General features: G+C 36.5%; 26 protein-coding genes. 9 read left to right on the top strand and 17 right to left on the bottom strand.

Annotated elements, in window-relative coordinates; translation table 11 throughout:
* Nucleotides 1-23 precede the first annotated feature (23 nt).
* Nucleotides 24-1,127, top strand: coding sequence for a DNA-processing protein DprA (dprA, locus tag AC5SR4_RS05665; protein ID WP_495358562.1), 1,104 nt, complete (start codon nucleotides 24-26; stop codon nucleotides 1,125-1,127).
* On the opposite strand, the gene trpS is transcribed toward dprA, so the two are convergent.
* A complete protein-coding gene (trpS, locus tag AC5SR4_RS05660) occupies nucleotides 1,124-2,092 on the bottom strand; it encodes a tryptophan--tRNA ligase (protein ID WP_495358561.1) in 969 nt (322 codons plus the stop codon). The two genes, dprA and trpS, sit on opposite strands and share 4 nt — an antisense overlap.
* Nucleotides 2,093-2,203: 111 nt before the next feature.
* Here trpS and AC5SR4_RS05655 point away from each other — a divergent pair, with 111 nt between their 5' ends.
* Nucleotides 2,204-2,941 carry a lysophospholipid acyltransferase family protein gene (locus AC5SR4_RS05655; RefSeq protein ID WP_495358560.1) on the top strand — a complete coding sequence of 246 codons (738 nt, stop codon included), beginning with the start codon at nucleotides 2,204-2,206 and terminating at the stop codon, nucleotides 2,939-2,941.
* Nucleotides 2,942-3,026: 85 nt separating this feature from the next.
* Here the strand turns inward: AC5SR4_RS05655 and AC5SR4_RS05650 are convergent, their stop codons facing one another.
* The 5 genes from AC5SR4_RS05650 to AC5SR4_RS05630 form a co-directional block, all read right to left on the bottom strand.
* Nucleotides 3,027-4,547: a hypothetical protein gene (locus AC5SR4_RS05650; RefSeq protein ID WP_495358559.1), complete on the bottom strand. Its 1,521-nt coding sequence runs from the start codon at nucleotides 4,545-4,547 to the stop codon at nucleotides 3,027-3,029.
* Nucleotides 4,548-4,549: 2 nt separating this feature from the next.
* Nucleotides 4,550-5,092 carry an RNA polymerase sigma factor gene (locus tag AC5SR4_RS05645; RefSeq protein WP_495358558.1) on the bottom strand — a complete coding sequence of 181 codons (543 nt, stop codon included), beginning with the start codon at nucleotides 5,090-5,092 and terminating at the stop codon, nucleotides 4,550-4,552.
* 26 nt (nucleotides 5,093-5,118) lie between these two features.
* Nucleotides 5,119-5,529 (bottom strand): hypothetical protein, encoded by a 411-nt coding sequence (locus AC5SR4_RS05640; RefSeq protein WP_495358557.1) that lies wholly within the window; start codon nucleotides 5,527-5,529, stop codon nucleotides 5,119-5,121.
* A gap of 107 nt (nucleotides 5,530-5,636) precedes the next feature.
* On the bottom strand, nucleotides 5,637-6,650 hold the full coding sequence (gene recA, locus AC5SR4_RS05635; protein ID WP_495358556.1) for a recombinase RecA: 1,014 nt from the start codon (nucleotides 6,648-6,650) through the stop codon (nucleotides 5,637-5,639).
* A 332-nt stretch (nucleotides 6,651-6,982) separates the two neighbouring features.
* Entirely contained in the window at nucleotides 6,983-7,180 is a 198-nt protein-coding gene (locus AC5SR4_RS05630) for a hypothetical protein (RefSeq protein WP_495358555.1), read from the bottom strand.
* A 153-nt stretch (nucleotides 7,181-7,333) separates the two neighbouring features.
* On the opposite strand from AC5SR4_RS05630, the gene trhO reads away from it, so the two are divergent.
* The 6 genes from trhO (at nucleotide 7,334) to AC5SR4_RS05600 (ending at nucleotide 14,081) form a co-directional block, all read left to right on the top strand.
* Nucleotides 7,334-8,413 (top strand): oxygen-dependent tRNA uridine(34) hydroxylase TrhO, encoded by a 1,080-nt coding sequence (gene trhO / locus AC5SR4_RS05625; RefSeq protein ID WP_495358554.1) that lies wholly within the window; start codon nucleotides 7,334-7,336, stop codon nucleotides 8,411-8,413.
* A gap of 110 nt (nucleotides 8,414-8,523) precedes the next feature.
* On the top strand, nucleotides 8,524-9,711 hold the full coding sequence (locus AC5SR4_RS05620) for a PSP1 domain-containing protein (RefSeq protein ID WP_495358553.1): 1,188 nt from the start codon (nucleotides 8,524-8,526) through the stop codon (nucleotides 9,709-9,711).
* A complete protein-coding gene (locus tag AC5SR4_RS05615) occupies nucleotides 9,698-10,195 on the top strand; it encodes a gliding motility lipoprotein GldH (RefSeq protein WP_495358552.1) in 498 nt (165 codons plus the stop codon). Before AC5SR4_RS05620 ends, AC5SR4_RS05615 begins: the two co-directional genes overlap by 14 nt.
* Nucleotides 10,196-10,260: 65 nt before the next feature.
* Complete coding sequence (locus tag AC5SR4_RS05610) at nucleotides 10,261-12,600, top strand: penicillin-binding protein 1A (protein WP_495358551.1); 2,340 nt, start codon at nucleotides 10,261-10,263, stop codon at nucleotides 12,598-12,600.
* A gap of 121 nt (nucleotides 12,601-12,721) precedes the next feature.
* A complete protein-coding gene (locus AC5SR4_RS05605; RefSeq protein ID WP_495358550.1) occupies nucleotides 12,722-13,423 on the top strand; it encodes a CoA transferase subunit A in 702 nt (233 codons plus the stop codon).
* A 4-nt stretch (nucleotides 13,424-13,427) separates the two neighbouring features.
* Complete coding sequence (locus tag AC5SR4_RS05600; protein WP_495358549.1) at nucleotides 13,428-14,081, top strand: CoA transferase subunit B; 654 nt, start codon at nucleotides 13,428-13,430, stop codon at nucleotides 14,079-14,081.
* Nucleotides 14,082-14,539: 458 nt separating this feature from the next.
* Here AC5SR4_RS05600 and AC5SR4_RS05595 read toward each other — a convergent pair whose 3' ends face one another.
* From AC5SR4_RS05595 to AC5SR4_RS05570, 6 genes are all read right to left on the bottom strand, one after another.
* Nucleotides 14,540-16,219 carry an ABC transporter ATP-binding protein gene (locus AC5SR4_RS05595; protein ID WP_495358548.1) on the bottom strand — a complete coding sequence of 560 codons (1,680 nt, stop codon included), beginning with the start codon at nucleotides 16,217-16,219 and terminating at the stop codon, nucleotides 14,540-14,542.
* On the bottom strand, nucleotides 16,220-16,933 hold the full coding sequence (locus AC5SR4_RS05590; protein ID WP_495358547.1) for a 3'-5' exonuclease: 714 nt from the start codon (nucleotides 16,931-16,933) through the stop codon (nucleotides 16,220-16,222). It abuts the gene before it with no gap.
* Nucleotides 16,930-18,075 carry a serine hydrolase domain-containing protein gene (locus AC5SR4_RS05585; protein ID WP_495358546.1) on the bottom strand — a complete coding sequence of 382 codons (1,146 nt, stop codon included), beginning with the start codon at nucleotides 18,073-18,075 and terminating at the stop codon, nucleotides 16,930-16,932. The genes AC5SR4_RS05590 and AC5SR4_RS05585 overlap by 4 nt, the downstream gene beginning before the upstream one ends.
* 66 nt (nucleotides 18,076-18,141) lie before the next feature.
* On the bottom strand, nucleotides 18,142-18,738 hold the full coding sequence (locus AC5SR4_RS05580) for a TetR/AcrR family transcriptional regulator (RefSeq protein WP_495358545.1): 597 nt from the start codon (nucleotides 18,736-18,738) through the stop codon (nucleotides 18,142-18,144).
* Between the two features lie 99 nt (nucleotides 18,739-18,837).
* Nucleotides 18,838-19,323, bottom strand: coding sequence for a methylated-DNA--[protein]-cysteine S-methyltransferase (locus AC5SR4_RS05575; protein ID WP_495358544.1), 486 nt, complete (start codon nucleotides 19,321-19,323; stop codon nucleotides 18,838-18,840).
* A gap of 2 nt (nucleotides 19,324-19,325) precedes the next feature.
* Nucleotides 19,326-20,414 (bottom strand): CNNM domain-containing protein, encoded by a 1,089-nt coding sequence (locus AC5SR4_RS05570; protein ID WP_495358543.1) that lies wholly within the window; start codon nucleotides 20,412-20,414, stop codon nucleotides 19,326-19,328.
* On the opposite strand from AC5SR4_RS05570, the gene AC5SR4_RS05565 reads away from it, so the two are divergent.
* On the top strand, nucleotides 20,332-20,520 hold the full coding sequence (locus AC5SR4_RS05565; RefSeq protein ID WP_495359209.1) for a hypothetical protein: 189 nt from the start codon (nucleotides 20,332-20,334) through the stop codon (nucleotides 20,518-20,520). The genes AC5SR4_RS05570 and AC5SR4_RS05565 overlap by 83 nt on opposite strands.
* On the opposite strand, the gene hemB is transcribed toward AC5SR4_RS05565, so the two are convergent.
* The 5 genes from hemB to hemA form a co-directional block, all read right to left on the bottom strand.
* Complete coding sequence (gene hemB / locus AC5SR4_RS05560) at nucleotides 20,507-21,493, bottom strand: porphobilinogen synthase (RefSeq protein WP_495358542.1); 987 nt, start codon at nucleotides 21,491-21,493, stop codon at nucleotides 20,507-20,509. The two genes, AC5SR4_RS05565 and hemB, sit on opposite strands and share 14 nt — an antisense overlap.
* A 120-nt stretch (nucleotides 21,494-21,613) precedes the next feature.
* Nucleotides 21,614-22,516 carry an oxygen-dependent coproporphyrinogen oxidase gene (gene hemF, locus AC5SR4_RS05555; protein ID WP_495358541.1) on the bottom strand — a complete coding sequence of 301 codons (903 nt, stop codon included), beginning with the start codon at nucleotides 22,514-22,516 and terminating at the stop codon, nucleotides 21,614-21,616.
* Nucleotides 22,506-23,528, bottom strand: a complete 1,023-nt coding sequence (gene hemE / locus AC5SR4_RS05550) for a uroporphyrinogen decarboxylase (RefSeq protein ID WP_495358540.1) — start codon at nucleotides 23,526-23,528, stop codon at nucleotides 22,506-22,508. Before hemE ends, hemF begins: the two co-directional genes overlap by 11 nt.
* A 29-nt stretch (nucleotides 23,529-23,557) precedes the next feature.
* Nucleotides 23,558-25,135 (bottom strand): hydroxymethylbilane synthase, encoded by a 1,578-nt coding sequence (hemC, locus tag AC5SR4_RS05545; RefSeq protein WP_495358539.1) that lies wholly within the window; start codon nucleotides 25,133-25,135, stop codon nucleotides 23,558-23,560.
* Nucleotides 25,128-26,387: a glutamyl-tRNA reductase gene (gene hemA, locus AC5SR4_RS05540; protein WP_495358538.1), complete on the bottom strand. Its 1,260-nt coding sequence runs from the start codon at nucleotides 26,385-26,387 to the stop codon at nucleotides 25,128-25,130. Before hemA ends, hemC begins: the two co-directional genes overlap by 8 nt.
* Nucleotides 26,388-26,513 lie beyond the last annotated feature (126 nt).

The following is a 26,513-nucleotide window of genomic DNA, read 5'->3' as shown; positions in this document are numbered from 1 at the left end:
CTTTAAAATTAACCAAATACAAAATGACCGAAACCGACTTACTGTACACTTTGGCATTGCAGCATGTGCCAAATATTGGTGATATTATTGCAAAACGCTTGATAAACCATTGTGGTTCAGCCGAAGCTGTTTTAAAGGAAAAAAAGCAAAAATTGCTTAAAATTGATGGTATTGGGCATGTAACGCTAAGCGATTTGTTTAATGCCAACCATTTAAAAGCGGCCGAAAAGGAAATAACCTTTATACAAGACAATGCTATTAAGACTTTTTATTTTGAAGACCAAGATTACCCAGAAAAGCTAAAACATTGTATAGATGGGCCCATTTTATTATTTCAAACCGGGAATATCAATTTAAAAAACCAACGTATTATTAGTATTGTTGGCACCCGAAAGATTACTACTAACGGTATGGCATTTTGTGAGGCATTGGTTGAAACCTTAGCGGTTTATAACCCTGTAATTGTATCTGGGTTTGCTTATGGTACAGATATAACAGCCCATAAAGCTGCTATAAAGCATAAGTTGCAAACAGTGGGTTGCTTGGCACATGGATTGGATCAGATATACCCTAAGGTACATAAAAAGTATATGGTTGATGTGGAAAAACACGGTGGGTTTTTTACAGACTTTTGGAGCAGCGACCCTTTTGACAAGAATAATTTTTTAAAACGAAACAGGGTTATTGCAGGACTAAGCGAAGCTACCATTGTTATAGAATCTGCTGAAAAGGGAGGGAGTTTGGTAACTGCCGATATTGCCAGTTCATACAATCGGGATGTTTTTGCGGTGCCGGGAAGAACAACGGACCTTATGAGCATTGGTTGTAATAATTTGATAAAATACCAAAAGGCACATATGCTTACAACCCCATTAGATGTGCCTTATTTATTGGATTGGCAACTGGAGGATGTAAAAAAACCAGTAGTTCAAAAACAATTATTCATAGAGCTGGATGCTCCCGAAAAATTAATATACAACTATTTAAAGGAAAGCCAGAAGGAACAACTGGATATTATAGCCATTAATTGCAATATGCCCATTTTTAAAGCGGCAAGTGTATTGCTTAATATGGAATTGAAGGGTGTTGTAAGGCCGCTGCCAGGAAAATTATTTGAGGTTATTTAGTAACCCACTTTTTCTCGAACACGATTTAAAACAGCATTTGCAACTAAGGTTGCCTTTTTGGCCCCTACATTAAGGGCTTTGTCAATTTCATTAAAGTTACTCATATAATAACTGTAACGTTCACGTTGTACCGCAAATGTTTCCACAACCAATTCAAACAAGGCTTGTTTGGCATGCCCATACCCATAATTGCCTTTTTCGTAATTAGCTTTCATGGTTTCTGTTTGGGCATTAGAGGCCAATAAGCTATAAATGGCAAAACAATTGCATGTTTTCCAGTCCTTGGGTTCTTCAAGTGGCGTACTATCTGTTTGAATGGACATGATTTGCTTACGTAACTTTTTATCGTCTAAAAAGATATTAATTGTGTTGTTACGGCTTTTGCTCATTTTTTCGCCATCAGTACCAGGAACAAGCATGGTGTTTTCCTGTACTTGGGCTTCTGGCACAACAAAGGTTTCGCCCACTTTAGCATGAAAGCGGGATGCCACATCACGGGTCATTTCAATATGCTGTAATTGGTCTTTTCCAACGGGGATAATCTCGGCATCATATAATAAAATATCCGCAGCCATAAGCATTGGATAGGTAAATAGCCCAGAATTAACATCTTCTAACCTATCGGCCTTATCTTTAAAACTGTGTGCCAAGGTTAATCGCTGGTAAGGAAAAAAGCAGCTTAAATACCAGGACAGTTCCGTTACTTGTGGTACATCACTTTGTCTATAAAACACGGTTTTTTCAATATCCAGTCCAAAAGCCAACCAAGTTGCAGCCGTAGAATACGTATTTTGTCTTAAAACAGCAGCATCTTTAATTTGGGTTAATGTATGCAAATTAGCAATAAACAGATAGGAATCATTTTCAGGGGCTTCTGCCATTTTTATTGCTGGTATGATGGCTCCTAAAATATTTCCCAAATGCGGTGTCCCTGTACTTTGTATTCCTGTAAGTATTCTTGCCATAACATTTCCTGCAAGTTTCCTGCAAGTGCAGGAATCTTTAATTGGTTAAACAAGAGCAAAGGTAATTTTTTTAATAGAATTGCTCAATACAATTGTGTATTTTTGATTTTAATGAGGTTGTTTAAACATATATTCTGGATATTATACCGTATTTGGTTTTACATTCTTGTAGCCTTGCCTATCCTTATTATGTTTCCAGTGCTTTTAATTTCAATTTCAAAAGAATCTTGGTATCCTTTCTTTTTTAAAATGGCTAGGATTTGGGCTAAGGTTATTTTACTAGGAATGGGGTTTAGAGTTCAAATTAAGAGCGAACAAAAGCTGGATAAAACCCAGAGTTACATGTTTATTGCCAACCATACTTCTATGGCCGATATAATGCTTATGTTGGTGTGTATTAAGAATCCATTTGTTTTTGTAGGCAAAAAAGAATTGGCCAAAATACCTTTGTTTGGGTTTTTTTATAAACGCACCTGTATTTTAGTAGATAGGGACTCGCCCAAAAGCCGACAAGCTGTTTTTTTAAGGGCACAAAGGCGTATAAGGTCTGGGTTAAGCATTTGTATTTTTCCAGAAGGCGGTGTTCCTGATGAAGCGATTGCTTTAGATACATTTAAAGATGGTGCCTTTAGGTTGGCAATTAAACATCAAATTCCCATTGTGCCCTTAACGTTTGCCGACAATAAAAAGCGTTTTTCGTATACGCTTTTTAGTGGAGGGCCAGGCAGAATGCGTGTTAAGATTCATGAATTTTTATCTACAGAAGGTTTAGCAATTAAGGACACTAAGTGGTTGAATGAAAAAGCAAGGCAAATTATATTAAGCGAACTACAGCATTTTTATGAATAAAAAAACGGTTCTGGGGAGAACCGTTTCTTTTTCGATATTGATTTCGAGTTTTCAAAAAAACCAATATCCAGATCTAACCAAAAACCTAGAATTTAATGGCGAATCCAGTATATACCCCTATAAAGTAGGGTTTAAAGTCGCCAGAAGTATTGTTAAATGTGTTAATTTGGTATTTAAATATGGGTTCTAAATTCAGGTTTATTTTTTTAGACATCTTATAATTTAAACCAAGCCCAAAATTAGCACTATAGCTTACTTTGTTTATGTTGTTTGCCTTACCAAGTAAGGTTTTTTCACTACCTTCTGTTTCAGAAAATATTTTATTATCACTTAAGAAGAAAGAGCTAAAGCCTCCAATAACATTAATGCCCAACTTTTTACTTGTAAGGGCATACTGAATTTCTAGAGGCACTTCTATGTATCCCAACGATTGGTTAATAGACGTGTTGCTTGATGTTGCAATAAGAGCCTTAGGGCTTTTATTGGCATTAAATGTTTCACCACTAATAATGGATATGCTTTCATTTTCAGTAGCAGCGTCATTAATAGTAGTCGTTCTGTTTCCAGAATCTACGTTTTGTAACAAACTAGTACTTGAATTCACGCCTACAGATTGAAAAACAACAACATTATTAGTATTGTAACCTAGGTTGACCTTATTAATACCAGAGCGTACACTTAACTTTTTGTTAATGGCATAGCTTGCATTAATACCATAGCTCATATTAAGATCGCCTGTTTTTGGATTATTGACAAATTGAGGGTCTATGGACGAACCTTCTCCTAGACTGTTAAAGTAAACAGGAGCAACATTTGGGGCAACGCTCCATCTGTTTAACTTATCTTCTTCTTCAATAATATCTTTGGTTTTATCTATGGCCTCTTCTATGGATAGATTATTTTCGTCAGTGTTTGTGTTATCTGCAATGGTTGTATTGTCGGTTTCATCATCTTTATTTTTTGCAACAACCGTATTGTCTTGCAGCGGTGGCTGTGGTTCTACATGTTCGGTAGTTTTTACTTTATCTACCAAGGGGTCTTTTTGGGCAACAACGTTGTTGTTTTCAGAATTTCGGATATTCTTGTTTTCTTTTGGATTTGAAGCAATAGCATTGTTGTTACTTGTATTCGCCTTTAATGCGTTTTTAGTATTTACTTTATTAGATGGGGGTAGATTGGCACTGTTATTTGTAGAAGCGGTTTTAATAGGGCCTTCTTCAATAGTTGTTTCTTGAGGCAATTTTAAAGGGGTGTTGTTTTCCTCTTTAGCAATTATAGTATTATTGTTAGAGTTTATACTATCGTTACTTTTGTTTGGGGCACTTGTGTTTTCAGAATTGGAATCGTTAGTAGGGCTCTCGGTATTTACAACTTGTATAGATTCTACATTGTTGGATTTGTTAAAGTACAGGTTGCCTAATGTTAATGTAAGGAGCAATAATGCTGCAGCTCCAGCATAGCGCCACCAAATAGGTATAACACGTCTTTTTTTCTTCTTTTGGTTAAGTTCAGCTTCTATGTTTTCCCAAACAGTATCTTTAGGAGTCACTTCAAAATCTTTGAAGCGCTCTTGGAACAGCCTGTCTATGTGTTTTTTATCACTCATTATTATAATGATTGCAAACGTTGTGTTACTTTATAATTTTCTATGGCCTGTTTCAAAATTTGTCTAGCACGAGCTAAATTGGATTTTGAAGTGCCTATGTTTATATCCAGCATACCGGCTATGTCTTTATGCGAATAACCATCTAGTACGTACATGTTAAAAACCAATCGGTATCTATCGGGTAATTCTTGAATAATTTTTAGAAGATAGTCGAGTGAAATGGAGTCTTCCTCAACTTCTAATTCAACATCCTCAATCATATTTTCATGGGCAATATCAAAAACTTTCTCTTTTCTATATTGCTGTAGTACGGTATTAATTGTAACGCGTTTTAACCAACCTTCAAAAGAACCTTTGTTTTTGTATTGTTCAATCTTTTTAAAAATTGTTAAAAACGCATCTTGTAGGTTGTCTTCTGCTTCGGCATAGTTTCTCGAATACTTTAAGCAAACAGAGAATAACTTACTCGAAAAGAGTTTGTACAATTCACTTTGCGCTTTAGTATCATTGCGTTTACAATTTTCTATGAGTTGGTTTAAACTCAAATTAACATATATTAATTAGTACTTATTTAGTTTGTTACCGGAACCTCTATAACTAAATATTGATCTTCACCATTGTTATCCTCCCCTTGCCAAAACTTAAATATATAGGAGCCATTGCTGGTAACTATAAAGTTAAAAGAAGATTCTACTAATTCATTTTCTAAAGGTTCACAGTCGTCATCATCAAACACGTAGGTTATGGGGGCAACAATACGTTCATTTAGGTCTTTACGATAGTAAAACTCTTTAAAAGAATGGCACGTTGAAGGCCTAAAATACGAAACGGTTATAGGGTAAGTTTCACCCAAGGTAAATTCGGTAGGCATATCTACGCTCTCTACGGGCAAAATTTCAAAGCTATAGTTAGTACTGTCATCATCAATACTGCACGACACGAAAAAAACTAAAATGAAACTTAGGGCAAGCAACTTTTTCATAATAACTAAAATTAATGTTTTAATAAGGTTTTATAACATAGATGCTTTTTTAGTTAAATGGTTGCGTATAAGGACAAAAAAATCCCGATAGTTCGGGATTTTGTTTTCTATTCAGGATTAGAGGCTGCTTTGGCAATCTCCCTAACTTTAGCTTCAAGTTCGTCCATAAGTTCTGGATTGTCTTTAATAAGCACTTTTACGGCATCGCGACCTTGACCCAATTTTGTTTCGCCATAGCTAAACCAGGAACCACTCTTTTTAATGATTTCGTTTTCAACGGCTATATCCAATATTTCACCTACCTTACTTATGCCTTCGCCATACATAATATCAAATTCGGCCGTTTTAAAAGGTGGCGCCACTTTATTTTTCACCACTTTTACCCGGGTTTTATTACCAGCAACATTGCCGTCTGTTTCTTTAATTTGTGTAGAGCGTCTAATATCTAAACGAACAGAAGCATAAAATTTCAAGGCATTACCGCCCGTGGTCGTTTCTGGGTTACCAAACATAACCCCTATTTTTTCACGTAATTGGTTAATGAATATTACGGTACAGTTAGTTTTACTAATAGAAGCTGTAAGCTTTCTTAATGCCTGAGACATCAATCGGGCGTGTAGCCCCATTTTAGAGTCGCCCATCTCACCTTCAATTTCACTTTTTGGCGTTAAAGCGGCTACAGAATCGACCACTACAATATCTATGGCACCAGAGCGGATAAGGTTATCTGCTATTTCTAGGGCCTGTTCGCCATTATCGGGTTGTGAAATGATTAAATTATCTAAATCGACCCCTAACTTTTCAGCATAAAACCGATCAAAAGCATGTTCGGCATCAATAAATGCAGCAATTCCTCCAGTCTTTTGTGCTTCGGCAATGGCATGTAAGGTAAGAGTTGTTTTTCCAGAAGATTCCGGCCCGTAGATTTCAATAACGCGCCCACGTGGATAACCACCTACCCCTAAGGCAATGTCAAGACCCAAAGACCCAGACGGTATAGCATCTACATCAACAACCGCTTGGTCGCTCATTTTCATTACGGTACCTTTACCGTAAGCTTTATCTAATTTATCTAAAGTTAGTTTTAGTGCTTTTAGTTTAGCATCTTTCTCGTTGCTCATTTTATGTAATTTTTTCTAAAGTCGTTTGCTAAAATACTACATCTTTTATCATCACACAATTTTATAACGCAACCTTTTTGCACAATTTGCATCTAACTATAAAGTGGGGAAATTTTTGCTATGAAATTTGCCATAATATTGCCAAACTAAACTATGGAAAAGCACTTGATTTTATGGATTAGGTGCTTTTTTTGTTTCTCAAATCCATTTTTAAAAAACTCGAAACCATGATTTTTGTGAGTCGAAACATGATAAATATGATATAGGGTCATGTTTTTGGTGCTCTCGATTATCTTTTTAGTGCTTGCAACCATGTTTAAGATGGTGTAGAGTTATGTTAAAGTTGATATGAGACCATCTTTTTTGCGGTCATGGTTATCTATTTTGTTGTTGAGGTCATGTTTATCATGGTCGGGAGCATCTTTTTGGTGCTCTGAATTATGTTGTGGGTGGTCAAGCGCATGTTTTTCGTGGTCACGACCATCATTTAAACGTTGAGATTGGGAAAATACTGCGTAGCGAATAAACAAAACGTAATGTTTAACACCTACGCTGTATTGGGATTCGGTGGATAATGTATTTCTATAATGCCGTATACCCTCTACGGGCAATTTGAATTCCTAATAAAATATCTATCTTTGTACCCTTAAAAAATAATCTTTAACCTTAAAAATTAGTATAGCATGCAACTGTACAATAAATTAAGTGCAAAAGAAAGGGCAGAATTAATTGATAAAGCAGGCAAAAATCGATTAACACTTTCTTTTTACCAATACGCCAAAATTGAAAACCCTCAAGCTTTTAGAGACCATTTATTCCTTACTTGGGATGCTATGGATGTTTTAGGCAGGATTTATGTAGCCCACGAGGGAATCAATGCACAATTATCCTTGCCGGCCGACAGATTTAATGAGTTTAAATTACATTTAGACAGTATTGACTTTTTAAAAGGCATTCGTTTAAACATTGCTGTTGAGCAGGACAACAAATCCTTTTTAAAACTAAAGGTAAAAGTGCGCCATAAAATTGTAGCCGATGGATTAAATGACGATACCTTTGATGTAACTAACAAGGGTGTGCACCTAAAGGCAGATCAGTTTAACACCTTAATTGAAGATGAGAATACAGTCTTGGTAGACATGCGTAACCATTACGAAAGTGAAATAGGCCACTTTAAAAACGCCATAACACCCGATGTAGACACTTTTAGGGATTCCTTAGACATTATTGAAGCCGATTTAAGTGAACATAAGGAGGATAAAAATTTGGTTATGTACTGTACCGGTGGTATACGTTGTGAGAAGGCCAGCGCCTATTTTAAGCATAAAGGTTTTAAAAACGTTTATCAGTTAGAAGGTGGTATTATAGAGTATACCAGACAGGTTAATGAGCAAAATCTGGAAAATAAGTTTTTAGGGCAGAATTTTGTGTTTGACGACCGACGTGCAGAGCGTATTAGCGAGGATGTTATAGCAAATTGCCACCAATGTGGCGAACCGTTTGATGTACATACCAATTGTGCCAACGAAGCATGCCATTTGTTGTTCATTCAATGCCCTAAATGCAAGGAAGAAATGGAAAACTGCTGTTCTAAAACTTGTATGGAGATTAACAGATTGCCTTATGAAGAACAAAAAGCACTTAGAAAAGGTCAGGGAAATAGTAACGACATATTTAAAAAAGGGCGGGCAGAACACCTTCCCTATAAAAAAGACCTGAGAAATATTTTTGATCACTTTCAAAAAAATAACACCAAGGCTTAAAATAAAAATTAAGAGAAGTCCTTAGATAATCTTATATTTACAGTTCAAATAGATTTATGAACCTTCATTCGTGATAATTTAATTATTAACGAATTCAATATATATAATATATGGCTTGCAACAGTTGTTCAACTGGTAAAGACGGACAACCAAAAGGATGTAAAAATAATGGGACATGCGGAACAGACAGTTGCAATAAACTAACTGTTTTTGATTGGTTATCCAACATGTCGCTTCCTAATGGTGAAGAACCGTTTAACTGGGTTGAAGTCCGTTATAAAAATGGAAGAAAAGACTATTATAAAAATACTGAAAACTTAACGCTTAGCATTGGTGATGTTGTGGCAACACAAGCGCCGGCTGGGCATGATATAGGTATGGTTACCCTAACGGGAGAATTGGTGCGTATTCAAATGAAGCGTAAAAACATACCAGAAAACCCAGAAGAAGTTTTAAAAATCTACAGAAAAGCCAGCCAAAAAGATATAGACATTTGGCAAAAGGCACGTGATAAAGAAGAGCCCATGAAAGTTAAGGCTCGCCAGTTTGCCATTGATTTAAATTTAGAAATGAAAATTTCTGATATTGAGTTTCAAGGCGATGCCAGTAAAGCCACATTTTATTATACAGCAGAAGACCGTGTTGATTTTAGAGAGCTTATAAAAGTATTTGCGCGCGAGTTTAGAACTCGCATTGAGATGAAGCAAGTTGGTTTTCGCCAAGAAGCTTCTAGACTTGGGGGTATTGGCTCCTGCGGGCGTGAGCTATGCTGCTCTACTTGGTTAACCGATTTTCGTTCGGTAAGCACCTCGGCAGCACGCTACCAGCAGTTGTCTTTAAACCCCCAAAAATTGGCAGGACAATGTGGTAAATTAAAGTGTTGCTTAAACTATGAATTGGATACTTACCTAGATGCTTTAAAACATTTCCCAAAAACAGAAACAAAACTACAAACAGACAAAGGAATAGCAGTTTGCCAAAAAACAGATATTTTTAAAGGCCATTTATGGTATGCCTATGAAGGCGAATGGACCAACTGGCATAGAATTACAACCGATCAAGCTAACGAAATTATTGAACTAAACAAGAAGAACAAAAAAGTTGTAAGTCTGGAAATGTATGCACAAGACCTTGTTGAAGATACTAAAAACGAATTTGAGAACGTTGTAGGTCAGGATAGTTTAACACGTTTTGATAGTCCAAAACCTAGAAGAAAACGTAAAAGCAATAGAGGCAAAAACAACAGAAACAAAAGCAATAAAAAAAAACCTCAAAAACGTAAAGATGCTGCGAAATAATGCATTGTTATTTTTATTAATTTTTTCTTTTGTATTTGCGTCTTGTGATTCAAATCGTATATACGATGTGTATCAAACAGTTCCAAATAAATGGCATAAAGATTCTATAATCAGTTTTAAAATTAATCCACCAGATTCTGTAAATGCCTATAATTTATTTGTTAATCTAAGAAATACCAATGCCTATAAATACAATAATTTGTTTTTAATTGTTGAAATGGTTTTTCCGCATGGTAAAACTGTAAAAGACACGTTGGAATACCGTATGGCCGACCCCTCAGGAAAACTATTGGGCACCGGATTTACCGATGTAAAAGAAAACAAGCTTTGGTATAAAGAGCAAGTGGTTTTTAATGAAGCAGGCACTTATCAAGTCAATATTCAACAAGCCATGCGTGAAAACGGAAAAGTTAATGGCGTTGAAAACCTTGAAGGAATTACCGATGTAGGCTTTAGAATAGAAAAACCAAATATAAAACAATAGTAACCTTAAATACTTGATAATTGTTTTAGGCATTTAAGGCAGCAATAACTTAAGGCACTTTAAATATGGCAACAAAAAAACAAAAACCAGAAGTACAACATGACTTTGCAAAATATGTTCGATGGTTTTGGATATTATTTGGGTTAGGACTTCTAGGAATTTTTCTTGTGTTTTTACTGGCATCTTGGGGGGCTTTTGGCGAAATGCCAGACCATACCGTATTAGAAAACCCCAAAACAAATTTAGCTACCGAAATTATTTCTTCTGACGGGAAAACCTTAGGCAAATTTTATTTAAATGATAACAGAACACCGGTAAGTTACGATGAATTGCCCCAACACTTAGTAGATGCTTTAATTGCTACCGAAGATGCCCGTTACCACAGCCATTCAGGAATAGATGCCTTTGGAACATTAAGAGCAGTTGTAAAAATGGGTAGAGGCGGCGGTGCCAGTACCATATCCCAACAATTGGCAAAACAACTGTTTCATGGAGAAGGTTCAAAAAACATTGTTGAGCGAATACTTCAAAAAATAAAAGAGTGGATTATTGCAACGCGTTTAGAGCGCCAATACACCAAAGAAGAAATTATAGCACAATATTTCAATATTTATGATTTTTTAAACAATGCCGATGGCATTAGGAGTGCAGCAAGAATTTATTTTGGCAAAGAACCCAAAGATCTAAACATAAAGGAATCGGCCATGTTAGTGGGGATGTTTAAAAACTCCTCACTATACAACCCAAGAAGACGTGAGGAATTAACAAAAAACCGTCGCAATACTGTATTGTCCCAAATGGAGAAGTATGATTTTATTGAAGAGACGGTTAAAGATTCCCTTCAAAAAACCGATTTAGACTTAAACTATTCGCCCGAGTCGCATCGTGAAGGTATTGCTACATACTTTAGGGGTTATTTAGATGCCTTCATGAAGGATTGGATAAAAGAAAACCCCAAACCCGATGGTACAACCTATAATTTGTACAACGACGGTCTTAAAATATACACAACCATAGATTCCCGCATGCAGCAATATGCAGAAGATGCTGTGCTAAAGCATATGCCCAGACTACAAGCAGAGTTTTTTAACCAGAACACCCCAAAAAGGAATCCTACGGCGCCATTTTTAGAGTTAACCATGGGAGGTATTGATACCTTGTTACGAAATTCCATGAAGCAGTCCGAGCGCTGGCGACATATGAAGTACGATTTAAAAAAATCAAATGAGGACATAGAAAAATCATTCTATAAACCAACTCAAATGTCCGTTTTTGCTTGGAAAGATGGTCAAGCTTCAGAAATAGATACCATTATGAAACCGATTGATTCCATGCGTTATTACAAATCCTTTTTGCGTACCGGAATGATGTCTATGGATCCAAAAACGGGACATGTAAAAGCTTGGGTAGGAGGTATAAATTATCGCCATTTTCAATATGACATGGTTAAACAAGGTAAACGACAAGTAGGATCAACCTTTAAACCCTTTGTTTATACCGCTGCCATAGATCAATTGCATTATTCACCTTGTGACGAATTTCCAGATACACCTTTCTGTATAGAGAAAAATAAATATGGCAATCCAGAACAATGGTGTCCTAAAAACTCAGGAAACGAATATGGAGGCACACGAACCTTAAAAAATGCTTTAGCAAACTCGGTAAATACCGTAACAGCTAGGTTGATGGATAAAGTTGGACCGCAAACGGTTATAGATTTGGTTGAGCGATTGGGAGTCGATTCAAAGATTCCTCCAGTACCTTCCATTGCACTAGGCACCCCCGATTTAAGTGTTTACGAGATGGTTGGGGCCTATTCAACGTTTGCCAACAAAGGTGTTTATACCAAGCCAGTTATGGTTACGACTATTGAAGATAAAAATGGTACCATTTTATATCAGGTAAAACCAGAAACCCGTGATGTTATTGGTGAGGAAACAGCCTATGTTACCGTAAAACTTTTAGAAGGTGTTACACAAGGTGGTTCTGGAACCAGGTTACGCCATAAGTGGTCTGGCAATCAGGCGGTATATAAAGAGGTCATTACGGGCTACCCTTACGAGTTTACAAACCCTATAGCTGGAAAGACAGGAACCACACAAAACCAAAGTGATGGCTGGTTTATGGGTATGGTGCCTAATTTGGTAACTGGTGTTTGGGTTGGGGCAGAAGATAGAGCGGCACATTTTTCATCGATTACTTACGGCCAAGGTGCTACCATGGCATTACCTATATGGGCATTATATATGAAAAGTTGCTATGCCGATGAAACCTTGAATATTTCAAAAGCGGAGTTTGAACCCCCGGCAACACTATCCATTAATGTTGATTGTTCCGATACTTCAGAAAGCACAACTTATAGTGACAATGAAACTGAAGACACTCCAGACGATTTGCAGTTTTAAATAAACTAATCCTATTAAGATAATATTGGCCCTTTAGTGATTCTAAAGGGTTTTTTATTTATTAATAATTCATACAAATCATTCAATAATTCGTAATTTTACAGGGCTAAAACTAATAATAATGATTCGTAAAAAAGTAGATACTGTTGAAGAAGCGCTTTCGGGGGTTTCGGATAACATGACATTCATGCTTGGAGGGTTTGGGCTTAGTGGTATTCCTGAAAAAGCCATTGCCCAATTGGTAAAACTTGGTATAAAGAATTTAACCTGTATTTCTAATAATGCAGGTGTAGATGACTTTGGATTGGGCTTACTGCTACAAAAGAAACAAATAAAGAAAATGATCTCATCTTATGTGGGCGAAAATGATGAATTTGAACGCCAAATGCTTTCCGGAGAATTGGATGTAGAGCTTATACCACAAGGTACTTTGGCAGAGCGTTGTAGAGCGGCTCAAGCAGGATTTCCTGCCATTTATACCCCAGCAGGTTATGGAACAGAAGTAGCCGAGGGCAAAGAAACCCGTGAATTTGATGGCAAAATGTATGTATTGGAACATGCCTTTAAAGCAGATTTTGCCTTTGTTAAAGCTTGGAAAGGGGATGAAGCAGGTAATCTTATCTTCAAAGGAACCGCTAGAAACTTTAATCCGAATATGTGTGGGGCTGCAAAAATTACAGTTGCCGAGGTTGAAGAACTGGTGCCATTAGGCACATTAGATCCCAATCAAATACATATTCCGGGCATTTTTGTTCAACGTATTTTCCAGGGCGAAAATTATGAGAAACGCATTGAACAACGCACAGTAAGAACTAAAAGTTAAAAGCATGTTAGATAAAACAGATATAGCAAAACGTATCGCCAAAGAGGTAAAAGATGGTTACTATGTTAACTTGGGTATTGGTATCCCGACTTTGGTAGCAAATTATGTGAGAGACGATATAGAAGTCGAATTTCAAAGTGAAAATGGTGTTTTAGGGATGGGACCTTTCCCTTTTGAAGGCGAAGAAGACGCCGATGTTATTAATGCAGGAAAACAAACCATTACCACTCTACCAGGAGCTAGTTTTTTTGATTCGGCTATGAGTTTCTCGATGATACGAGGGCAGCATGTAGATTTAACTATACTAGGAGCCATGGAAGTTGCCGAAAATGGTGATATTGCTAACTGGAAAATACCAGGTAAAATGGTAAAAGGTATGGGCGGTGCCATGGATTTAGTAGCTAGTGCAGAAAACATCATTGTTGCCATGATGCACACAAATAGAGCAGGAGAATCTAAGTTACTTAAACGCTGTTCGTTGCCCTTAACGGGTGTAGGTTGTGTTAAAAAGATTGTAACAAATTTAGCCGTATTGGAAGTTACCAATAAAGGCTTTAAACTATTAGAACGTGCCCCCGGTGTTTCCGTTGAAACCATTAAAAAAGCTACAGAAGGAACCTTAATAGTTGAAGGCAGCATTCCAGAAATGCAACTTTAATTATTTTTACCTTGTCAGTCACGTTTAACCTGCAAGGTCTTCAAGATCTTGTAGGTATATATTCCCAGCACATACATTTTTATTAACATGCCACTGCTCCGCGGGTTAAAAATCCCTTAGGATATTACCGTGATTCTTTATGTATTTAAATGTAATTCCCGCACAACAAAATTCCAAATCGACCAATAAACACTTTAAATGTTAAAAATAAATGCATTTCATCGATTTTATATGTTTTTAAGCGATTATATCGAAAATATGTTTCATATTAGCAGTCCCCAAATTAACCAAACAAAATAAATAGATTTCCCAAATCTACCATAAATTTGACACTTATGAATTTTGCAACAAATCTACCTGAACAACCTACATTTAATGAAAGTAAATTCAAGGAGACATTACGTGAAAATTTAAGGTTTCTAAAAAGTTTACTTTATTTAACAAAAAAAGTATTTATGTTATAATCCCTTTGGGATAGCATCGATTAATTTTTTAGTGTAAGCAGAATTGGGTGTGCTGTAAATATGATCAGCATCACCCAATTCTTCTATTTTACCCCCATTCATTACCAGTAATTGATCTGACATATATTTAACCACAGCCAAATCGTGTGAGATAAAGATATAAGTAAATCCAAAAGTGTCTTTAAGATCGTTCAGTAAGTTTAAAACCTGTGCTTGCACCGAGATGTCCAATGCCGAAACCGATTCGTCGCAAACAATAAGCTTTGGCTGAAGTGCAATGGTTCTTGCAATGCCTATACGTTGCCTTTGTCCACCAGAAAATTCATGGGGATAACGGTTAAAGAAATCTTCAGATAAACCTACTTTATTTAAAATATCAATGGCTTTCTCTTTCCGTTGTATATCAGACTTGTAAAGGTTATGCACAATCATGGGTTCTATAATGGATTTTCCAATAGGTATTCTTGGATTTAAAGAAGAAAAAGGGTCCTGAAAAATAATTTGGATGTCTTTTCGAAGCATTTTCATAGCCTTATTAGGCAACTTAGTAATATCAACACCTTTATATAAAATTTGTCCGGCAGTGGCTTTATCCAGTTGTAGGATAGCATTACCTAAAGTGCTTTTTCCACAACCTGATTCGCCTACCAACCCAAGCGTTTCACCTTCATGGAGCTTGAAACTAACACGATTTACAGCCTTAAAGGTGTTGGGTTTGCCAAACCAACCACTTTTGGAGACATATTCTTTTTCAACATTTATAACTTCTAATAATGGGGGTTTACTGTATAATGCCCTGTGCCTTTGTGCACGTTCTTCCTTACTTACAATCTCATTACTGGAGGTATTATTTAAGTAATCCTGTATGGTTGGTAATACTTTTAACCGGGTTTTTAATGAAGGTCTAGAGTTTATTAAAGCTTTGGTATATATATGTTGTGGAGCTTTAAAAATAGTCGAAGCATCACCTTGTTCTACAATTTCTCCCTTGTACATTACCAAAATTCTATCGGCAATTTCAGATATCAATGCTAAATCGTGGGTTATGAATACAACACTCATTTTGGTTTCTACCTGAAGTGCTTTTATTAATTTAATAATATCTTTTTGAACGGTAACATCCAATGCCGTGGTAGGCTCATCCGCTATTAAAATATCCGGCTTACAGGCAATGGCCATAGCAATCATTACCCGTTGCTTTTGCCCTCCCGAAATTTCATGGGGGTAAGCTCCAAAAATACGAGTTGTGTTAGGAAGTTTTACTTTTTCAAATAGTATAAGGGTTTCTTCTTTAGCTGCTTGTTTAGACAGATTGGTATGCTGTAATAGAACTTCCTGTACCTGTATGCCACAGGTCATGGACGGGTTTAAAGAGCTCATGGGCTCTTGAAAGATCATGGCAATTTTTTTGCCTCGAATATTTTGTAATGTTTTGGAGGGGAGTTTAGTTAAATCAAAATCATTATAGATAATAGAACCAGTTGCTATGTTCGCTATTTTTTTTGGCAATAAGCCCAATATGGCTAGTGTAGATACAGATTTTCCAGAACCAGATTCCCCCACAATTCCTAAAAGCTCATTTTGGTTTAAATGATAGGAAATATTGTGAATTACTTCATGCTTTCCAAATGAAATAGATAGGTCTTTTACCTTTAAAATGGGTTTTTCAGGCATTTATATATGCTTAATTTCGTTTTCGTCCAATAGGTCGTCACCACGCAAACGCAAAAATATTTGAGCCACAGCTATGGTATCTTTTTCACAATAAGTAACAATTCTATCAATGTCTTTATCTTTATAATACACATGGTATACCTCACTACCATCAATATCATCCTTTGGTGAAGGAATACCCAATACATTTGTTAGTAATTTTAATGAGGTATAGCTTTTATAATCACCAAACTTCCATAATTCTAAAGTATCTAAATGTGGTACTTCCCAGGGCTTTTTGCCAAATAGGTTTAACTTATATGGTAATTCAATTTGGTGAATAATCATGCGGCGGGCTATATAAGGAAAGTCAAACTCCTTACCATTATGGGCACAAAGTAAATGGTTGGAGCCACTATAATGCGAAATCAATAAATTTTTAAAGTCTTTTAATATGGTAATTTCATCGCCATGGAATGAAGTCACCCTAAAGTTTCTAACAGTTCCCCTAAATGTAAAATAGCCGACAGAAATACAGACTATTTTACCAAATTCGGCCCAAATACCAGCCCGATCATAAAATTCTTCAGCTGTATAATCATCTTTTCTTTGATATTGCGATTTATGCTCCCATAAAGCTTGCTTGGTTTCATCCAATTCCGAGAAATATTGTGTTTCGGGAACTGTTTCAATATCAAGAAATAAGATGCTTTCCAGATTTAATTTTGAAATCATTCGTGTAACATTTTATAGGCTTCTTCTGCATATAAAGTAACGTCTTTATGAAAACCATTAATAGGTGCATCAGGCGATTTATTATGCCCCAATCGTACAACAATAACATTGTCTTTGGGTTCTACCATAACATATTGTCCAAGATGCCCCTGCATCATAAAAAAATGATGGTTTCCAACATCTTTCAGCCACCAGCCATAGCCGTATTCCGGACTTTCTTTAAAACGTGGCCTAATACTTTTGGCCACAAAAGTAGAGTCCAACAACTGTTTGCCCTTCCATTTACCATGGTCTTTATAAAGCTTTCCAAAACGGGCAAAATCTCTAGCATTACTGGAAATACAACAAAAAGCTTTGGCCAATCTATGTTTATTATCATCCAATTGCCATAAGGCATCATCATTTGCACCCATTGGGGCCCAAAAACTCTCAGAGAGGTAGCTGGCCAATGATTTTCCAGTTGCTTTTTGAATGATCATACCCAATAATTGGGTGTTTCCACTTAAATATTCAAACGCTTTACCAGGAGTCTTTATCACTTTTTGGTTTAAAATGGTTTCAGCTAAATCATCATCGTAATTAGCTCGGGCTGTGACTGAAAACGGACTCGTATAATGTTCTACCCAGTCCAACCCCGATGCCATAGACGCTAAATCTCCAACCGTTGTTTCAGCATAATCATACTGTGGATAAAAATCACTTATAGGCTGATCCAAACTTGTAATGTACCCATCCATTATGGCTTTGCCAAGCAAAGATGTTGTAATGCTTTTTGCCATGGAAAACGAGTTGGTTTTAGAGTGTTCATTAAAACCATCATAGTATTTTTCAAACCAAATACTATCATTTTTAATAATCAGGTAAGCAATGGTTCCCCAATCTTTGTTAGCTTGTTTTAGCCTTTCGGTTTCATTTACCGTATTATAGGCTTTATGAATGGGCCATACATCTGTGCTGGATCCATTTTTAATTGTATCGTTTTCAAAATAAGGGTAATCGTCAACAAATGCGGTATTATGACCCGTAAAATAGACAATGCGGGCACCTTTTATTATATAACCGTAATCAAAAAGGTAGAGCAGGGCTATAATAGTAACTAAACAAATAATAGTCCATTTAAGGACTTTTTTGAGAAATTTCATTCTAATGCTTTTAATGAATTAAATATAGTAATTAAAAGCCGATACGTAAATAGTTGTATGTGAATTTTAAAGTATCGCACTTAGAATAATTTCTAACCCCCAAGCCAAAGCATCTTTGGTTTGTGTATTATTCATATTGCATACATCTTTGGCTGCTATCACAGGCTCAATACCCATAAGCGACGTAGCTATGGCTATAATCTTATGATAAGTGCCCGCATCCAATTCATTTTTAATAGGGCTCAATGCAAGCTTTAAGGAAGCCAAGCGTTTAGAATCTCTTGAAGAAGTCTTATCCCCAGAATGTTCATCCTTTAAATACATGCTCAAGGTTTTTCTAAAAGCAGCTTCATTGGTAAGGGCTAGTTCGTTATAATAATTTTGGATGTATAAAATACGTTGTACTACGGGGAGGTATTTGGTTTCCTGAAACATCATGACGGGCGACTTTTCTTGGAGATCTAAAAGCGCCTCAGAATACAACATATCCATATTAGAAAAATAGCGATATACAGTCGCTCTAGAAATATTAGTAGCGTAAGCTACATCTTCCAGATTTACGGGCTTTCCTTTTTCCAGTAACCGCTTAGCTGTTTTTAGTATTTTGGCTCGGGTTTTGGCTTTTTGTTGCTCCCTCCCAGTATGTAATTTCGTATGCTTCATAAGACAAATATCTTATAAAAAATTTAAAAACCAAAATGCCTATTTTTTTATCATGAGATTAATGTCTCATAAAGAGAGTCTATGAAATGCTAAAAACATCTAGAAAAGGGACTGTTGTTTATAGGGACTCTCATGGTCTAAAAGCCATTGTTTCCTGTGTAAACCACCGGCATACCCTGTTAAATTGCCATCGCTACCAATAACTCTATGGCAAGGTACAACAATCCACAAAGGGTTTTTGCCATTGGCATTGGCAACGGCTCTAATGGCTTTTACATCACCCAATTGTTTTGAAAGGTCTAGATAAGAAATGGTTTTTCCATAAGGTATAGTCTGTAAAGCATTCCATACCTGTTTTTGAAAAGGCGTTCCTTCGGGATTAAGTTTTAAGTCGAACACTTTTCGTGTACCTTCAAAATATTCCTGAAGTTGATATACACAGTCTTGCAGACTCTCAGGAATAACATCGGTTTCTTTTTCCTCAGAATTAAGAATGGAAATAGCACTAATACCATTAGAATCACCAATAATTTTGGTAAATCCTAATGGGCTTTTAATCATGCAGGTTTCTAATTCAAGCTCCATTTTTAATGGCCATTGTTTTCGTCGTCAATTAAACCCAATCGTCTGGCTCTGGTTTCCCAACTACGTCTTGCCAATAATTGAAGGTCTGGAATGTTATCGCTTTCATCCATAATCTCCATACCTAAAAGTGTTTCTATAACATCTTCCATAGTCACCAAGCCACTTACAGTGCCGTATTCATCAACCACCAAGGCCATATGGTTTTTACTCTCAACCAATTGTTCAAAAAGTCTAGGAATAGGCATAGTTCGATTAATTATAATAATATGTCTTTTTATGTCAGCCAACTTTTTTTGGCCATTACCAAAAGCCATTTCTTTAAAGACTTCATCCTTTAAAACCAAACCCGAAATGTTATCAGAGTCATTTTTGTAAATGGGAATTCTAGAAAAACGGATATTGGAATTTTTTGCAAAGAATGCTTTAATAGTGGTATCTTCATTTTCAAGTTTCATAACGGTACGAGGCGTCATAATATCTTTGGCCTGTACATCTTTAAACGTAAGCATATTTTTAATAACTTTACTTTCAGATTCTAAAAACACCCCTTTTTCCTCAGCAAGGTTGGTCATGGCATGAAAGTCTTCCCTGCTTAATACACTACCATGGTGTCCTTTTCCTCCAATAAGTTTGGTGGTAAGTTGAAGCAGTCCTAGAATACCGGTCCATTTCAAAGGGAAAATTAAAACAACCAATGCTTTTGATGTAAAATTGGCCAAACGCTTCCAATGAGTGGCTCCAATAGTTTTTGGAATGATTTCCGAAGCGACTAAAATCAAAAACGTCATGATGGCTGAAACAATGCCAACGGTATTAATGCCAAAAAGCTCAACTTTATACGGAAGCTTTTCCGCTTGAATACCCACCATCATGGCTCCTAGGGTGTGCGCAATGGTATTTAGGGTTAGAATGGCAATTAAGGGCTTATCAACGTCCTTTTTTAAATGTTCTAATATAAGTGCATAGTCTTTACCTTCCTGTTTTTTCAAATTTATAAATGTAGGTGTAATGCTCAATAGAACAGCCTCTAGTATAGAACATAAAAAAGAAAAGAAAATAGAAATCGTTGCCCAAAAAAGTAATGCGCCCATTAAAAAAGAATTTAGTTACGAAGTTACGAAAATAAAAGGTATAGGCTGTAAGCAAAAAAGCCGCGTAAAGCATATAGCTTACTGCTTAAAGCTTACAGCAATCTAACAACATCCTTAGCAAAGTAGCTAGCAATCATGTCTGCTCCAGCACGCTTAATGGCCATAACCTGTTCCATCATAACGGCATCGTGGTCTAGCCAACCCTTTTCTGCAGCTGCTTTTAGCATGGCATATTCTCCAGATACCTGATAGACCGCTACAGGAACTTCCACGGTGTTTTTTATATCGCGAACAATGTCTAAATAGCACAATCCGGGTTTAACCATAACAATATCGGCACCCTCATCAATATCCATTTCTGTTTCCCGAATAGCTTCTAAACGGTTGGCATAGTCCATTTGATAGGTTTTTTTATCTTTAGGAACACTTGCCATATCAACTGGGGCAGAATCCAATGCATCTCTAAAGGGCCCATAAAATGCCGAAGCATATTTTGCAGAATAGCTCATAATACCGGTTTGGATAAGGTTTTCTTTATCTAAAGCTTCACGAATGGATAAAATACGCCCATCCATCATATCGCTGGGGGCAACAAAGTTGGCACCTGCATGGGCGTGCGAAATACTCATAGCAGCCAACACGCTAGCCGTTTCATCATTTAAGATTGATCCATTTTCAACAATGCCGTCATGGCCATAAACGGAGTAGGGGTCTAATGCTACATCGGTCATCACCAACATGTCCGGACAAGCATTTTTAACGGTTTTAATGGCACGTTGCATTAATCCATTGGGGTTTAGTGCTTCAGCACCTTTATTGTCCTTTAAATGGTCTGGCACCTTAACAAATAACAAAACCGATTTTAAGCCCATTTTCCAAAGCACTTTAACTTCCTGCTCCAAAAGGTCCAGGCTATAACGATAGTAATTGGGCATAGAAGCAATTTCTTCTTTAATCCCTGTGCCCTCGGTTATAAAAAGAGGCACTAAAAAATCGTTAGGGCTTATGGTTGTTTCCCTAACCAATGCCCTAATGGCTTCATTGGTTCGTAATCTTCTGTTTCTTCTTAGTGGGTACATGCTATATTTACTAAAATCGTTAATAATGTTACTAATTTTTTTTGAGTTTTAAAATGTATTCTTGTAAAAATCTAAAGAGTGTTATGGCGTTAGGTACTGCATGATAATTATACAACGTTTTTAAACCCAATCCTTAGGCTGTTTTAAAACTTGTAGTAGGATGTCTTCATCACTTCCCGGTTCTGGATGGTGATCGTACACCCACTGCACATGAGGGGGTAAGCTCATTAAAATACTTTCTATACGGCCATTGGTTTTTAACCCAAACAAAGTTCCCTTATCGTGTACTAAATTGAATTCGACATAACGCCCACGGCGTATTTCCTGCCAATGGCGTTGTGCTTCAGTATATGAAAGGTCTTTACGCCTTTCAACAATAGGGACATAAGCCTCCAAAAAACTGTTGCCCACTTCGGTTACAAAATTGTACCAGCCTTCCATGGTCATATCTTCTGTAGCTTTACAATAATCAAAAAACAAGCCACCAATGCCACGCGCTTCATTACGGTGGGCATTATAAAAATAGGCATCACATTTTTGTTTATATTCAGGATAAAAAGCAGGATTGTGTTTATTGCAAGCCGTTTTACAAATTTGGTGGAAATGAATAACATCTTCTTCAAACAAGTAATAAGGTGTTAGGTCCTGTCCGCCACCAAACCATTGGTCAATAATAGCACCATCCTTATCATACATTTCAAAATAGCGCCAATTGGCATGTACAGTAGGCACCATAGGGCTTTTGGGGTGTATTACCAAACTTAGCCCACAGGCAAAGAAATCAACATCACCCACATTAAAATAGGCTTGCATGGATTTGGGAAGTTTTCCGTGAACTCCAGAAATGTTTACACCGCCTTTTTCAAAAACCTTCCCATTTTGGATTACCCGGGTACGTCCGCCACCACCTTCAGGACGCTTCCATAGGTCTTCTTGAAAGGTGGCTTTACCATCAACCGTTTCTAAAGCTGAGGTAATTTGGTCTTGCAAATCTTGGATATATTGGTAAAATTTAGCTTTCATATTCCTTCACGGCATCTATAAACGCTTTAGCATGGTCTACAGGGATATTTGGTAAAATACCATGGCCCAGATTTACAATATACTTGTCCTTGCCAAATTCGTTGATCATTTGGTGTACCATGCGCTTTATTTCTGCAGGAGGTGACAGTAAACGGGCTGGATCAAAATTACCTTGTAAAGTTATGTTGCCGCCAGTTAAATAGCGTGCGTTACGAGCAGAACAGGTCCAGTCAATTCCTAAAGCAGAAGCATTGCTTTTAGCCATATCGCCTAGTGCAAACCAACAACCTTTACCAAAGGCAATAACAGGAGCGTCGTCTTTCAAGGCTTCAATAATTTGGTTAATATATTGCCATGAAAATTCCTGGTAATCGGTGGGGGATAACATGCCACCCCATGAATCGAATATTTGAACAGCATTAACGCCTGCCCTTACTTTTTCCTTTAAATAGGCTATAGTAGTATCTGTAATTTTTTGAAGTAATTGATGTACGGCAACAGGGTTTGTAAAGCAAAATGCCTTAGCTTTATCAAAGGTTTTACTTCCTTGGCCTTGTACACAGTAACACAAGATGGTCCAAGGCGACCCAGCAAAGCCAATCAATGGAATGTCGTTGTTCAATAATTCCTTTGTAGCTTTAATGGCTTGGTATACATAATCCAGTGCCACGGTTACATCTGGAACAATAACATTTTCAACATCTTTTGCAGTACGCACTGGGTTTGGCAAGTAAGGGCCAAAATTTGGTTTCATCTGTACTTCAATATTCATAGCTTGGGGAATGACCAAAATATCACAAAATAAAATGGCAGCATCCATACCAAATCTACGAATAGGCTGTACTGTAATCTCGCTTGCAAGTTCTGGAGTACGACAACGTGTAAAGAAATCATATTTCTCACGAATGGCCATAAATTCTGGTAAATAACGTCCAGCTTGTCGCATCATCCAAACAGGTGGGCGGTTTACGGTTTCTCCTTTTAATGCTCTTAAAAATAAATCGTTTTTCATATATTTTGGTATTGGATACTTGCTATTGGCTAACAATAATGTTCATTAACTAATTCAATGACGCTTTCTACGGTTGGTATTTTAGCAACCCTTACATCTTTAAATCTGGTTCTTGCTTCTTTGGCAGTACTTTCGCCAATACAAAAGGCAATAACATTGGTATTGTTTTCCTTTAAATAACTTTGAACGGTTGATGGACTAAAAAACATAACGCCTTCTACGGTATTATCTATCTCTAAACTATCATATTTTGTTTGGTAAGCTTCTATTTCAGTTAGTTTAATGTTGTTCTCTTCTAAAATGCTTGGTAAATCATCCAGTCTTAAATTACTGCAAAAATAGGTAACAGTAGCGCCCTCCATATATTCCACTAAATAGTTTGCCAGTTTCTTGGCATTGTTTTCAAAATGGGCCACTTTTCCAATTTTTGTTTCAATAAGTCTTTTTGTGCGCCTACCTACACAATAAATATTTTTAAACTGAAGTTCTATGGCCGAAAAGTTAGTTAATAGGGCTTCCACAGCATTTTTACTGGTAATGATAACATTTTCAATCTCATTTTTTAAAAACCGTGGATGAATTCTATTAAAACTAATCTTGATAAAATCGGAACTCTCAACCGATACCTTTTCATGGAATAAAAGTCGTTGGCTTTCAGTAAGGGACTTTGTGGAATACACATTTGTTTTTTTGTTGGTCTTTTTAATGGTATCCATTAAGCGTTTCCCCCCACGGTCAATAACAAACTCCGCACAAAATTCAGCTATATCATGGTGTTCACCTAATTTTTTAACGCGCGAAACATCAATTCGTTTGGTGCCATCAATACTCAACAAAACACCTTTAAAGTTCACTTCTTCATTCTTAATGTAAGCCAAAGCACCAATAGGTGCTGTACATCCGCCTTCTAATTTGTTTAAAAATTTGCGCTCTATGGTTGTGCAAATTTCGGTTTCTTCATGATTAAGTTCAGCACAAACAGTTCTAGTATACGTATCCGTTTCTAAAGCAGTAATCATAATGGCTCCTTGTGCCGGAGCAGGAATCATCCAGTCTAAATTAATAGCTTCTTCAGGTCTTAAACCAATACGTCCTATACCGGCAGCAGCAAAAATAGCTCCGTTCCAATCAACATTGTCCTTTAGTTTTTGCATGCGTGAGTTAATATTGCCACGTAAATCCACCAAGGTATGTGTTGGATAGCGATTTAACCATTGGGCACGACGGCGTAAACTTCCAGTAGCTATAGTGGCATCTTTAGAGCTTAAAAACTCCTCATTGTTCTTAAAAACCAAAGTGTCGTTTACATTGCCTCTTTTTAAAACAGCTGCTTGTACAATGTCTTTTGGCAGCACTGTTGGAACATCCTTTAGAGAATGTACTGCAATGTCTATATCTTCATTTAACAGTGCAATATCCAAGGTTCGTGTAAAAATACCAGTAATTCCCAGTTCGTACAGGGGTTTGTCTAAAACAATATCGCCGGTAGATTTTACAGGAACTAATTGTGTTTTGTACCCTAGGTTTTCAAGTTGACTTTGTACTATTTTGGCTTGCCATAGCGCTAATTCACTATCGCGGGTGCCAATTCTGATAATTTTAGACATGTGTTTTGGATTCTAGCTGAAACACTTTTTTTATAAGCTCTAGACTCTCATCTGTAGATACAGCATCATCTTTAAGGTGATGTGCAAAGTGGTTAGTTATTTTTTGGATTATGTTGTTGCTTATAATTTCTGCCTGTGCTTCATTAAAGTCAGCATGTTTTTTACGTTGCAATTCCAATTCAGAGTTGGCAAAATCTAGCAATTTATATTTTAAAGCCTTAATGGTTGGTGCAAACTTTCGGGTTTCTAACCAACTGTTAAACTCAGCTTTTACCTCTTCAATAATTGCTTGAGCCAAAGGAATATGCTTTTTGCGTTCTTCTAATGTTTTGTCGGTAATTTTAGAGAGATGATCTAAGTGCACCAACGATACATTTTCTAATGACTTTACATTGGTATCTACATTTTTTGGAATGGATAAATCCAAAATCAACAATGGCTTTTTAGATTGAATAATTTGTTTGTCTACAGTTGGGCGGTGTGCCCCAGTGGCCACAATTAAAATGTCCGATTTGCTAATTTCCTCTTGCAAATTAGCATAGTCTTTAACAATTAAATTAAACTTTCCTGCAATTTGCTCAGCTTTGTCTTTAGTTCTGTTAATTAAAGTAATGTGCTCATTCTTGGTATGTTTCACCAAGTTTTCGCAAGTGTTTCTACCTATTTTACCAGTTCCAAAAAGTAGAATGTTCTTGTTTGAAATGTTATCAACTGTATTAAAGATGTATTGTACAGAAGCAAAAGACACAGATGTAGCCCCTGACGAAATATTGGTTTCTGTTTTTATTCGTTTGCTGGCCTGTATAACAGCATTTACTAAACGCTCTGTAAAGTGGTTAAGCAAACCATTTTCTTTAGAAATCCGGGCGCTTGCTTTTAATTGGCTTATAATTTCAAAATCACCAAGAATTTGGCTGTCCAAACCAGAGCCTACTCTAAACATATGGGCAATGGCCTCATTATTTTTATAGATATAAGCTACTTTTTGAAATTCTTCAACAGTGCCATTGGTGTTATTACAAAGGAGTTGAATTAATTGAAAAGGGTGTTGGGCAAATCCATAAATTTCAGTTCTATTACAGGTAGAAGTTACAACCAAACTTTCAACATGGTTTTCCTTAGCTTCATTAATAAGCGCTAGCTTAGCAGCTTCGTCTAAACTAAAGCGCCCTCTTATGTCTGCATCGGCTTTTTTATAACTTAAACCAATGGCATAAAAGTAATTACTCCTTGAAATGTTATATTTCTGCATGCTAATACCTGATAATAGTAAGCAAATGTATGTGGATGGTGATAAAAAAAATAACGCTAGAAGAACTTTTAATATCGTTTGTGGTTTTTTAGCTGCTTTTTTAAAGAATATATGATTTTTGTCATA

It is taken from the genome of Aestuariibaculum scopimerae (assembly GCF_059428085.1).
This window is presented reverse-complemented; position numbering and strand designations above follow the sequence as displayed.